This is a genomic window from Microbacterium sp. UBA1612, from assembly GCF_002321605.1.
GTDB classification, from domain to species: Bacteria; Actinomycetota; Actinomycetes; order Actinomycetales; family Microbacteriaceae; genus Microbacterium; species Microbacterium luteum.
The window spans coordinates 24,679-35,405 of sequence record NZ_DCMW01000037.1 but is presented as its reverse complement, the minus strand read 5'-3'; the positions used below and the strand labels follow the sequence as shown (position 1 = coordinate 35,405).

Sequence of the window (10,727 nt, the reverse complement as noted above, 5' to 3'; positions counted from 1 at the left end):
GGCATCTGGCCACCCTCGAAGCCGGGACGCACCTGGTAGCGCGCCTTCGTGCCCTTGGTTCCACGGCCGGCGGTCTTACCCTTCGAGCCCTCACCGCGACCCACACGGGTCTTGGCGGTGTGGGCGCCGGGAACCGGACGCAGGTGGTGCACCTTGAGCACGCCGGGGCGCGAGACAGCGGCCTCGGTCTCGGCGGGCTTCGCGGACTTCTTCGCGGCGGGCTTGGTCGCCGCCTTCTTCGCCGGAGCCTTGTCGGCTTCGGCCTTGTCGTTCTCAGCCATCAGTCGATCTCCTCAACCTTCACGAGGTGGGCGACGGTCTTGACGTAACCGCGCGTCTGCGCGTCGTCCGGACGGACGACCGAGTCGCCGATCCGCTTCAGACCGAGGCTGCGCAGCGTGTCACGCTGGTTCTGCTTCTCGCTCACCTTGGACTTGACCTGGGTCACCTTCAGACGTGCGGCCATCATGCACCAGCCTTCGCAGCGGTGGCCTCGGCCTCCGCACGCACGAGACGGGCGGGGGCGACCTGGTCGAACTCGAGGCCACGACGCGCGGCGACCGCGCGGGGCTCCTCGAGCTGCTTCAGCGCCTCCACTGTCGCGTGGACGATGTTGATCGTGTTCGACGAGCCGAGCGACTTCGACAGCACGTCGTGGATGCCGGCGCACTCGAGCACGGCGCGCACCGGACCACCGGCGATGACACCGGTACCCGCGGCGGCCGGACGCAGCAGCACGACGCCCGCGGCGGCCTCACCCTGCACCGGGTGCGGGATGGTCGAGGCCGAACGGGGAACGCGGAAGAAGTTGCGCTTGGCCTCTTCGACGCCCTTCGAGATCGCCAGGGGCACCTCGCGGGCCTTGCCGTAGCCGACGCCGACCACACCGTTACCGTCGCCGACGACGACGAGCGCGGTGAAGCTGAAGCGACGACCACCCTTGACGACCTTCGAGACGCGGTTGATGGTGACGACGCGCTCGAGGAACTGGTTGTCGCCCCGGTCGCGCGCACCGCGGTCGCGGTTGTTGTTGCGCTCGCGACCGCCGCGGCGGCCTTCGCGCGGCTCGCGCTCGTTCGGCGCCTCGGCGGCGGCCTGCTCGGGCGCGGCCTGCTCGGTGGCGGTCACTTCGGTCTCCTTGTTGTCACTCACAGGTTCAGCCCTCCCTCGCGAGCACCGTCGGCGATCGCGGCGACGCGGCCGGCGTAGCGGTTGCCGCCACGGTCGAACACGACTTCCTCGACACCGGCGGCCTTCGCGCGCTCGGCGACGAGCTCGCCGACCTTGCGCGCCTTGGCGGTCTTGTCACCGTCGAACGAGCGCAGGTCCGCTTCGAGCGTGGACGCCGACGCGACGGTGTGACCCTTGGCGTCGTCGACGACCTGGACAAACACGTGACGTGCCGAACGGGTCACGACCAGACGCGGCCGCAGCTCGGTGCCGACGATCTTCTTGCGAAGGCGGGCGTGACGACGCGCACGGGCGACGTTCTTCGACTTCACAGCCATGCTTACTTACCAGCCTTTCCGGCCTTGCGGCGGACGACCTCGCCCGCGTAGCGCACACCCTTGCCCTTGTAGGGCTCGGGCTTGCGGATCTTGCGGATGTTGGCAGCCGTCTCGCCGACGGCCTGCTTGTCGATGCCGCTCACGGTGACCTTGTTGTTGCCTTCGACCGTGAACGTGATGCCAGCCGGCGGCTCGACCAGCACGGGGTGCGAGAAGCCGAGGGCGAACTCGATGTTCGAGCCCTTCTGCTGCACGCGGTAGCCCGTGCCGACGACCTCGAGGCCCTTGGTGTAGCCCTGGGTGACACCGATGATGTTGTTGTTGATGAGCGTGCGGGTCAGGCCGTGGAGCGACCGCGACTCGCGCTCGTCGTCGGGACGGGTCACGACGACCTGGTTGTCCTCGACGGAGACCTCGATGGGCCGGGCGACGGTGATGCTCAGCTCGCCCTTGGGGCCCTTGACGGCGACCGCGCGGCCGTCGACCGAAACGGTCACTCCGGTGGGGATGTCGATGGGAAGACGTCCGATTCGCGACATGTCAGATCACCACACGTAGGCGAGGACTTCCCCACCCACGCCCTTCGACTCGGCCTGCCGGTCGGTGAGGAGACCGGAGGAGGTGGACAGGATGGCAACGCCGAGGCCGCCGAGCACCGTGGGGATCTCGGTCGACTTCGCGTAGACGCGCAGACCGGGCTTGGACACCCGCTTGATGCCCGCGATCGACCGCTCGCGGTTGGGGCCGTACTTCAGCGTGAGGGTCAGGGTCTGGCCGACGCGGGCGTCTTCGACGTCCCAGCCGGAGATGTAGCCCTCCTGCTTGAGGATCTCGGCGATGTGGGTCTTGAGCTTCGAGCTCGGCAGCGACACGGAGTCGTGGTGCGCCGAGTTCGCGTTGCGCAGACGGGTCAGCATGTCTGCGACCGGGTCTGTCATCGTCATGGATTGCTTCTTTCTGTCACCAGGTTTCGTACGCCGTTACACGACGGCCGACCTGTGGTGGGGTGTGGGCCCGGAAGTCCCGGGCCCACGGGGTAGGTCACGCCTGAGCGTCGTCCGCGCGGAACGGGAAGCCGAGGTGACGCAGCAGCGCCCGGCCCTCGGCGTCGGTCCCCGCGGAGGTGACGACCGTGATGTCGAAGCCGCGCACGCGGTCGATGCGGTCCTGGTCGATCTCGTGGAACACCGACTGCTCCTGGAGCCCGAAGGTGTAGTTGCCGTTGCCGTCGAACTGCTTGCCCGACAGACCGCGGAAGTCGCGGATGCGGGGCAGCGCGAGGTTGACCAGGCGGTCCACGAACTCCCACGCACGGTCGCCGCGAAGGGTGACGTGCGCGCCGATGGCCTGGCCCTCGCGCAGCTTGAACTGCGCGATGGACTTGCGGGCCTTGGTGACGACCGGCTTCTGGCCGGTGATCTTGGTGAGGTCCTCGACCGCACCATCGATCACCTTGCTGTCGCGAGCTGCCTCGCCGACACCGGTGTTCACGACGACCTTCACGAGACCGGGGATCTGCATGACGTTCGCGTAGCCGAACTCTTCCTGCAGGGCCTTCTTGATCTCGGCGTTGTACTTCTGCTTCAGGCGCGGCTGGACACGTGCCGAAAGCGAGCCTTCGGCCGCAGGGCCAGCCTGCGCGTCAATGGCGGTGCTCATGTTCAGAGGTCCTTGCCTGACTTCTTCGCGTAGCGCACGCGGACCGTGCGCTTCACGCCGTCCTTGACCTGCTCCTCGACGCGGTGGCCGACGCGGGTCGGCTTCTTGGTCTCGGGGTCGACGACGGCGACGTTGGAGATGTGGATCGGGGCTTCCATCGTTTCGATGCCGCCCGTCTTGGTGCCGCGCTGGGACTGGCCCACGCGGGTGTGCTTGGTGACGAAGTTCACGCCCTCGACGATGACGCGGTCCTGCTCGGTGAGCACCTCGAGGACCTTGCCCTGCTTGCCGCGGTTGTCCTTCGTACCAGAGATGACCTGAACCAGGTCGCCCTTCTTGATGTTCGCCATGATCAGATGACCTCCGGGGCGAGCGAGACGATCTTCATGAACTTCTTGTCGCGAAGCTCACGGCCGACCGGTCCGAAGATGCGGGTGCCGCGGGGCTCCCCGTCGTTCTTCAGGATGACGGCGGCGTTCTCGTCGAACTTGATGTACGACCCGTCGGGGCGACGGGTGTGCTTGACGGTGCGGACGACGACGGCCTTGACGACATCACCCTTTTTGACGTTTCCGCCGGGGATGGCGTCCTTGACCGTGGCGACGATGGTGTCGCCGAGGCCCGCGTAACGGCGGTTCGAGCCGCCGAGGACGCGGATCGTCAGCAGCTCTTTGGCGCCGGTGTTGTCGGCGACCTTCAGCCGGGACTCGTTCTGAATCACTTTGCCTTCTCCAGGATCTCGACGAGACGCCAGCGCTTGGTCGCGCTCAGCGGGCGGGTCTCGTTGATGACGACGAGATCACCGACGCCGGCGGTGTTGGCCTCATCGTGCGCCTTCACCTTCGAGGTGCGACGCATGACCTTGCCGTAGAGCGGGTGCTTCACGCGGTCCTCGACCTCGACGACGATGGTCTTGTCCATCTTGTCGCTGACGACGTAGCCGCGGCGGGCCTTGCGGTATCCGCGGGCATCGGCGTCACGCACGTCGTGCTCGGCGTGCTCGTGGCCGGGAACCTGGTCCGCGGCCTCGGCAGCTGCCTTCTTCGTGGTGGCCATCACTCAGCCTCTTCCTTTTCGGCCTTGTCGGCGTCATCCGCCTTCTTGGCCTTGCTCTTCTTCGCCTTCGTCTCCACCGGTGCGGGCGTGGCACGGATGCCGAGCTCGCGCTCACGGATCACGGTGTAGAGCCGCGCGATGTCGCGCTTGACCGCACGGATGCGGCCGTGGCTCTCCAGCTGCCCGGTGGCCGACTGGAAGCGCAGGTTGAACAGCTCTTCCTTGGCCTTGCGCAGCTCCTCGACGAGGCGCTGGTCTTCGAACGTGTCCAGCTCGCTGGTCGCGAGCGTCTTGGTGCCGATCGCCATTACGCGTCGCCCTCCTCGCGCTTGATGATGCGTGCCTTCAGGGGCAGCTTGTGGATTGCGCGGGTCAGCGCCTCACGAGCGAGTTCCTCGTTGACGCCCGAGACCTCGAAGAGGACCCGGCCCGGCTTGACGTTTGCGACCCACCACTCCGGCGAACCCTTTCCGGAACCCATGCGGGTCTCGGCCGGCTTCTTGGTCAGCGGTCGGTCGGGGTAGATGTTGATCCACACCTTTCCGCCACGCTTGATGTGACGCGTCATGGCGATACGAGCGGACTCGATCTGACGGTTGGTCACGTAGGCGGGGGTCAGCGCCTGGATGCCGAACTCTCCGAACGACACCTTGGTGCCACCGGTGGCCTGGCCACCGCGCTTGGGGTGGTGCTGCTTGCGGTACTTGACCTTGCGGGGGATGAGCATTACGCCGACGCTCCTTCTGCGACCGGGGCCTCGCTGCGGGGGCCACGGCGGCGGTCACCGCGCTCGCGCGACGGCTTCTGAGCCGCCTGCTCGCGCGCCAGTTCCTTGTTGGTGAGATCGCCCTTGTAGATCCAGACCTTCACGCCGATGCGGCCGAAGGTGGTCTTGGCCTCGTAGAAGCCGTAGTCGATGTTCGCGCGGAGGGTGTGCAGCGGCACACGGCCTTCGCGGTAGAACTCGGAGCGGCTCATCTCGGCGCCGCCGAGGCGGCCCGACACCTGGATGCGGACACCCTTGGCGCCGGCGCGCTGCGCGCCCTGCAGGCCCTTGCGCATCGCGCGGCGGAAGGCCACGCGAGCGGCAAGCTGCTCGGCGATGCCCTGGGCGACCAGCTGAGCGTCGGTCTCGGGGTTCTTCACCTCGAGGATGTTCAGCTGGATCTGCTTGCCGGTGAGCTTCTCGAGGTCGCCGCGGATGCGCTCGGCCTCGGCGCCGCGGCGGCCGATCACGATGCCCGGACGGGCGGTGTGGATGTCGACGCGGACGCGGTCACGCGTGCGCTCGATCTCGATGTTGCTCACGCCGGCACGGTCGAGCTGCTTCTGCAGCAGCTGACGGATCTTGATGTCCTCGGCGACGTAGTCGGCGTAGCGCTGGCCGGGCTTCGTCGAGTCGGAGAACCACCGCGACACGTGGTCGGTGGTGATGCCGAGGCGGAAGCCGTACGGGTTGACTTTCTGTCCCATTACTTGCTCGCCTTCTTCGAGTTGGCAGCCGGCGCGGTCTCGGCGACCTCGGGCGTCGACAGCACGACCGTGATGTGGCTCGTGCGCTTCTTGATCTGGAATGCGCGACCCTGGGCACGGGGCTGGAAACGCTTGAGCGTCGTGCCCTCGTCCACGTACGCGTTCTTCACGTACAGGTCCTGGTCATCCAGGTACTCGCCGTCCTTGTCGGCCTTCACGCGAGCGTTCGCGATCGCCGAGGCGACGAGCTTGTAGATCGGCTCGCTCGCACCCTGCGGCGCGAACTTGAGGATGGCCAGGGCCTCCTCGGCCTGCTTGCCCTTGATGAGGGCAACGACACGACGAGCCTTCTGAGGGGTCACGCGGATGTGTCGCACGCGGGCGATGGACTCCACCATTTCTCTCTCCTCTCAGCGCCCCCGCGTCAGCGGCGGCGGCCCTTCTTGTCGTCCTTCTCGTGGCCGCGGAAGGTGCGGGTGGGCGCGAACTCGCCCAGCTTGTGGCCGACCATGGTCTCGGTCACGAACACGGGGATGTGCTTGCGACCGTCGTGCACGGCGATCGTGTGGCCCAGCATCGCCGGGATGATCATCGAGCGACGCGACCAGGTCTTGATGACGTTCTTCGAACCCGCCTCGTTCTGCGACACGACCTTGCGAAGCAGGTGCTCGTCGACGAAGGGGCCCTTCTTGAGACTGCGTGGCATCTTCTGTTCCTACCTACTTGCGCTTCTTGCCGGCGGTGCGACGACGGACGATGTACTTGTCGCTTTCCTTGTTGGGGTGGCGGGTGCGACCCTCCGGCTGACCCCACGGGGTGACGGGGTTGCGACCACCGGAGGTCTTGCCCTCACCACCACCGTGCGGGTGGTCGACCGGGTTCATGGCGACACCGCGCACGGTCGGGCGGACGCCCTTCCAGCGCTTGCGGCCGGCCTTGCCCCAGTTGATGTTCGACTGCTCGGCGTTGCCGACCTCGCCGATCGTCGCGCGGCAACGCGCGTCGACGTTGCGGATCTCACCCGAGGGCAGACGCAGCTGCGCGTACGGGCCGTCCTTGGCGACCAGACGCACCGAGGCGCCGGCCGAGCGGGCCATCTTCGCGCCGCCGCCGGGGCGGAGCTCGATGGCGTGGATCACCGTACCGGTGGGGATGTTGCGCAGCGGCAGGTTGTTGCCGGGCTTGATGTCCGCGCCGGCACCCGACTCGACGATGTCGCCCTGCTTGAGCTTGGCGGGCGCCAGGATGTAGCGCTTCTCACCGTCGGCGAAGTGCAGCAGCGCGATGCGCGCGGTGCGGTTGGGGTCGTACTCGATGTGAGCGACCTTCGCGTCGATGCCGTCCTTGTCGTTGCGACGGAAGTCGATCACGCGGTACTGGCGCTTGTGTCCACCGCCGATGTGGCGGGTGGTGATGCGGCCCTGGTTGTTGCGTCCACCGGTCTTGGCCAGCGGACGGAGCAGCGACTTCTCCGGCGTCGATCGGGTGATCTCGGCGAAGTCGGCCACCGACGAGCCGCGGCGACCGGGGGTCGTCGGCTTGTACTTGCGAATAGCCATGTTTGTCTCGTCCCTTACCCGACCGTCAGTTGACTGCCGTGAAGATGTCGATGGAGCCCGACTTCAGCGTGACGATGGCGCGCTTGGTGTCCTTGCGCTTGCCCGTGCCGAAGCGGGTGCGACGGGCCTTGCCGACGCGGTTGATCGTGTTGACGCCCGCGACCTTCACGCCGAAGATCTTCTCGATCGCGGCCTTGATCTCGGTCTTCGAGGCGCGGGGGTCCACCAGGAAGGTGTACTTGCCCTCGTCGATGAGTCCGTAGCTCTTCTCCGAGACGACCGGCTTCAGGATGATGTCGCGCGGGTCCTTGTTGGATGCCGTCTGCAGGACGTTGTCCGTGCTCATGCCGAGACCTCCTCGGTGGCGGCGCTCTTCGACGCGACGAACGCGTCGTAGGCGGCCTTGGTGAAGACGATGTCGTCGGAGACGAGCACGTCGTAGGCGTTCAGCTGGTCGAACGACAGCACGTGGACGAACGCGAGGTTGCGCACGCTCAGGATGCTGCGCTCGTCGTCGCGGTCCACGACCACGAGCACGTTCTTGGTGGCGCCGAGGCCGGTGAGGACCGACGCTGCGGCCTTGGCCGACGGGCCGTTCTCGGTGCCGAAGGCCTCCACGATGTGGAGGCGCTCGCCACGGGCACGGTCGCTCAGCGCACCGAGCAGGGCGGCGGCGATCATCTTCTTGGGGGTGCGCTGCGCGTAGTCGCGCGGCTTCGGCCCGTGGACGATGCCACCACCGGTCATGTGCGGCGCACGGATGGAGCCCTGACGGGCGTTACCCGTGCCCTTCTGCTTGAAGGGCTTGCGGCCGGCACCGGAGACCTCACCGCGACGCTTGGTCGAGTGGGTGCCCTGGCGAGCCGCCGCGCGCTGCGCGACGACGACCTGGTGGATCAGCGGGATGTTCGTCTTGACGTCGAACAGCGCGGCGGGAAGCTCAACCGAACCGGCGTTCTTGCCGTCGGCGCTGCGGACGTCGAGCGCGAGAGTCGAGTCGGCCATGAGATCAGGCACCCTTCACTGCGTTGCGGACGTAGACGGTGCGGCCACGCGCGCCGGGGACGGCGCCCTTGACGAGCAGCAGGCCCTTCTCGGCGTCGACGGCGTGCACCGTGAGGTTGAGGACGGTCACGCGCTCGCCGCCCATGCGGCCGGCCATGCGCATGCCCTTGAAGACGCGGCTCGGGGTCGCCGAGGCGCCGATCGAACCGGGCTTGCGGTGGTTGCGGTGCGCACCGTGCGAAGCGGAGACGCCCTTGAAGTTGTGGCGCTTCATGACACCCGCGGTGCCCTTGCCCTTGCTGGTGCCGACGACGTCGACCAGCTGGCCCGATGCGAAGACGCCGTCCACCGTGAGCTCCTGACCGAGTGAGTAGTCAGCAGCGTCCGCGGTGCGGATCTCGGTGAGGTGGCGACGCGGGGTCACGCCCGCGGCCTCGAAGTGGGCCGTGAGGGGCTGGTTGACCTTGCGGGGATCGATCTGGCCCGCGGCGATCTGAACGGCGTTGTAGCCGTCCTTCTCGACCGAGCGGACCTGGGTGACCACGTTGGGGGCCACCTCGATGACGGTGACGGGGACGAGCTTGCCGTCCGCGTCCCAGACCTGGGTCATGCCGAGCTTGGTGCCCAGCAGGCCCTTGGAAACCTTGGTGTTGATGTCAGCCATGGATCGGACCTCAGAGCTTGATCTCGATGTTGACGTCGGCCGGCAGGTCGAGGCGCATCAGCGAGTCGACGGCCTTGGGCGTCGGGTCGACGATGTCGATCAGGCGCTTGTGGGTGCGCATCTCGAAGTGCTCGCGGCTGTCCTTGTACTTGTGGGGCGACCGGATGACGCACACGACGTTCTTCTCGGTCGGGAGGGGCACCGGGCCCACGACCGTCGCGCCCGCACGGGTCACGGTGTCGACGATCTTGCGCGCCGAGGAGTCGAGACCTGCGTGGTCGTACGACTTCAGGCGAATGCGGATCTTCTGTCCCGCCATTGTCTGCTCACTCTCTTTCTCGCGTCTTACCGCGGTGTTCCCCTTGCGGGGCACAGCGCAGGCATCGGACGCACACGGCGCTTTCGCGCCCTGGCACTTTCGTCCCGCTCTCGCGGGTTCTGCTGCACCGCTGTTCTGATGTCAATCCGGACATCGGGTGTCCGGCCGGCACTCGCACGCACGGGAGTGCATCCCGCTCGAGGAGGTGTCGGTGTGGTGTTCTGCTACCCGCGGCCTAGGTCCTCGCGCGTCTGGCTCGAAGAGTTCGATGCGCCGCCTATGCACTGCCCTGGCAGTGATCCGGCGGCGCACAGAAGCGCACGCCGGAATGTGGAACCTGACTAGCTTAGCCGCGGGTCGACATCCCACGCAAACCCGGGCGTGTCGCGCTGGGTCGACTCCCAGGAACGACACGCCGGAGAGCGCCGGTACGGACACGACGAAGCCCCCGAGGTTTCCCCCGGGGGCTTCGTGGATCTCGAGTGGAGATCTCGCGAGGAGATCTCGATACGCCGCCTGACGGCGGCTACTCGATCTGAGCCGACGCCGCGTCAACGCGCGCTATGCGCGCATTGACCCGGCACGGCTCACTTCAGGATCTTGGTGACGGTGCCGGCACCGACGGTGCGGCCACCCTCGCGGATGGCGTAGCCGAGGCCCTCCTCCATGGCGATCGGCTGGATGAGCTCGACCGTCATGTCGGTGGTGTCGCCGGGCATGACCATCTCGGTGCCCTCGGGCAGCGTGATGACGCCGGTGACGTCGGTGGTGCGGAAGTAGAACTGCGGGCGGTAGTTCGTGAAGAACGGGTTGTGACGCCCACCCTCGTCCTTGGAGAGGATGTAGGCGGTGCCCTCGAAGTTCGTGTGCGGGGTGACCGAACCGGGCTTCACGACGACCTGGCCGCGCTCGACGTCGTCACGCTTGGTGCCGCGCAGGAGCAGACCACAGTTCTCGCCGGCCCAGGCCTCGTCGAGCTGCTTGTGGAACATCTCGATACCGGTGACGATCGTCTTCTGCGTCGGGCGCAGACCCACGATCTCGACCTCGGAGTTGATGGCCAGGGTGCCGCGCTCGGCACGGCCGGTGACGACGGTTCCACGACCGGTGATCGTGAAGACGTCCTCGATCGGCATCAGGAACGGCTTGTCCTTGTCGCGCACCGGGTCGGGCACGTTCTCGTCGACGGCCTCCATGAGGTCGAGGACCGACTGGACCCACTTGTCGTCGCCCTCGAGCGCCTTCAGACCGGAGACCTGCACCACGGGGGCGTTGTCACCGTCGAAGTCCTGGCTCGACAGGAGCTCGCGGACCTCGAGCTCGACGAGCTCCAGGATCTCCTCGTCGTCGACCATGTCGGCCTTGTTGAGCGCGACCACCAGGTAGGGCACGCCGACCTGCTTGGCCAGCAGCACGTGCTCGCGCGTCTGGGCCATCGGGCCGTCGGTGGCGGCGACCACGAGGATCGCGCCGTCCATCTGGGC

21 protein-coding genes are annotated in these 10,727 nt (G+C 67.3%); all 21 read right to left on the bottom strand.

The window, feature by feature from the left end:
* Positions 1-281: uL15 family ribosomal protein (locus B3S45_RS14045; RefSeq protein WP_286721370.1), on the bottom strand; the 281-nt coding region annotated here is incomplete at its 3' end.
* Entirely contained in the window at positions 281-466 is a 186-nt protein-coding gene (gene rpmD / locus B3S45_RS14040; protein WP_023954062.1) for a 50S ribosomal protein L30, read from the bottom strand. The genes B3S45_RS14045 and rpmD, both read right to left, overlap by 1 nt.
* Positions 466-1,152, bottom strand: coding sequence for a 30S ribosomal protein S5 (gene rpsE / locus B3S45_RS14035; RefSeq protein ID WP_071044930.1), 687 nt, complete (start codon positions 1,150-1,152; stop codon positions 466-468). Before rpsE ends, rpmD begins: the two co-directional genes overlap by 1 nt.
* Positions 1,149-1,508: a 50S ribosomal protein L18 gene (gene rplR, locus B3S45_RS14030; RefSeq protein ID WP_071044929.1), complete on the bottom strand. Its 360-nt coding sequence runs from the start codon at positions 1,506-1,508 to the stop codon at positions 1,149-1,151. Before rplR ends, rpsE begins: the two co-directional genes overlap by 4 nt.
* Before the next feature lie 2 nt (positions 1,509-1,510).
* On the bottom strand, positions 1,511-2,047 hold the full coding sequence (gene rplF / locus B3S45_RS14025) for a 50S ribosomal protein L6 (RefSeq protein ID WP_071044928.1): 537 nt from the start codon (positions 2,045-2,047) through the stop codon (positions 1,511-1,513).
* Between the two features lie 6 nt (positions 2,048-2,053).
* Positions 2,054-2,452 (bottom strand): 30S ribosomal protein S8, encoded by a 399-nt coding sequence (rpsH, locus tag B3S45_RS14020; protein ID WP_071044927.1) that lies wholly within the window; start codon positions 2,450-2,452, stop codon positions 2,054-2,056.
* 97 nt (positions 2,453-2,549) lie between these two features.
* Positions 2,550-3,167 carry a 50S ribosomal protein L5 gene (gene rplE / locus B3S45_RS14015; RefSeq protein WP_228480828.1) on the bottom strand — a complete coding sequence of 206 codons (618 nt, stop codon included), beginning with the start codon at positions 3,165-3,167 and terminating at the stop codon, positions 2,550-2,552.
* 2 nt (positions 3,168-3,169) lie between these two features.
* Positions 3,170-3,517, bottom strand: coding sequence for a 50S ribosomal protein L24 (gene rplX, locus B3S45_RS14010; protein WP_071044925.1), 348 nt, complete (start codon positions 3,515-3,517; stop codon positions 3,170-3,172).
* 2 nt (positions 3,518-3,519) lie between these two features.
* Complete coding sequence (gene rplN, locus B3S45_RS14005) at positions 3,520-3,888, bottom strand: 50S ribosomal protein L14 (RefSeq protein WP_071044924.1); 369 nt, start codon at positions 3,886-3,888, stop codon at positions 3,520-3,522.
* Positions 3,885-4,223 (bottom strand): 30S ribosomal protein S17, encoded by a 339-nt coding sequence (gene rpsQ, locus B3S45_RS14000; RefSeq protein WP_075807117.1) that lies wholly within the window; start codon positions 4,221-4,223, stop codon positions 3,885-3,887. Before rpsQ ends, rplN begins: the two co-directional genes overlap by 4 nt.
* Positions 4,223-4,531: a 50S ribosomal protein L29 gene (rpmC, locus tag B3S45_RS13995; RefSeq protein WP_071044923.1), complete on the bottom strand. Its 309-nt coding sequence runs from the start codon at positions 4,529-4,531 to the stop codon at positions 4,223-4,225. Before rpmC ends, rpsQ begins: the two co-directional genes overlap by 1 nt.
* Positions 4,531-4,950 (bottom strand): 50S ribosomal protein L16, encoded by a 420-nt coding sequence (rplP, locus tag B3S45_RS13990; RefSeq protein WP_071044922.1) that lies wholly within the window; start codon positions 4,948-4,950, stop codon positions 4,531-4,533. The genes rpmC and rplP overlap by 1 nt, the downstream gene beginning before the upstream one ends.
* Complete coding sequence (gene rpsC, locus B3S45_RS13985; protein ID WP_071044921.1) at positions 4,950-5,696, bottom strand: 30S ribosomal protein S3; 747 nt, start codon at positions 5,694-5,696, stop codon at positions 4,950-4,952. The genes rplP and rpsC overlap by 1 nt, the downstream gene beginning before the upstream one ends.
* The gene (gene rplV / locus B3S45_RS13980) at positions 5,696-6,094 is read right to left on the bottom strand and encodes a 50S ribosomal protein L22 (RefSeq protein ID WP_071044920.1); all 399 of its coding nucleotides are present in this window, start codon (positions 6,092-6,094) and stop codon (positions 5,696-5,698) included. Before rplV ends, rpsC begins: the two co-directional genes overlap by 1 nt.
* 26 nt (positions 6,095-6,120) lie before the next feature.
* The gene (gene rpsS / locus B3S45_RS13975) at positions 6,121-6,402 is read right to left on the bottom strand and encodes a 30S ribosomal protein S19 (protein WP_045246805.1); all 282 of its coding nucleotides are present in this window, start codon (positions 6,400-6,402) and stop codon (positions 6,121-6,123) included.
* Between the two features lie 13 nt (positions 6,403-6,415).
* The gene (rplB, locus tag B3S45_RS13970) at positions 6,416-7,255 is read right to left on the bottom strand and encodes a 50S ribosomal protein L2 (RefSeq protein WP_071044919.1); all 840 of its coding nucleotides are present in this window, start codon (positions 7,253-7,255) and stop codon (positions 6,416-6,418) included.
* Between the two features lie 25 nt (positions 7,256-7,280).
* Positions 7,281-7,601 (bottom strand): 50S ribosomal protein L23, encoded by a 321-nt coding sequence (gene rplW, locus B3S45_RS13965; protein ID WP_071044918.1) that lies wholly within the window; start codon positions 7,599-7,601, stop codon positions 7,281-7,283.
* Entirely contained in the window at positions 7,598-8,260 is a 663-nt protein-coding gene (gene rplD / locus B3S45_RS13960; protein WP_071044917.1) for a 50S ribosomal protein L4, read from the bottom strand. The genes rplW and rplD overlap by 4 nt, the downstream gene beginning before the upstream one ends.
* Before the next feature lie 4 nt (positions 8,261-8,264).
* Positions 8,265-8,924 carry a 50S ribosomal protein L3 gene (gene rplC, locus B3S45_RS13955; RefSeq protein ID WP_286721358.1) on the bottom strand — a complete coding sequence of 220 codons (660 nt, stop codon included), beginning with the start codon at positions 8,922-8,924 and terminating at the stop codon, positions 8,265-8,267.
* Positions 8,925-8,934: 10 nt separating this feature from the next.
* Entirely contained in the window at positions 8,935-9,243 is a 309-nt protein-coding gene (gene rpsJ, locus B3S45_RS13950; RefSeq protein ID WP_039403048.1) for a 30S ribosomal protein S10, read from the bottom strand.
* A gap of 587 nt (positions 9,244-9,830) precedes the next feature.
* Positions 9,831-10,727 (bottom strand): elongation factor Tu (locus tag B3S45_RS13945; protein WP_286721354.1); only part of this gene is annotated, 897 nt, incomplete at its 5' end.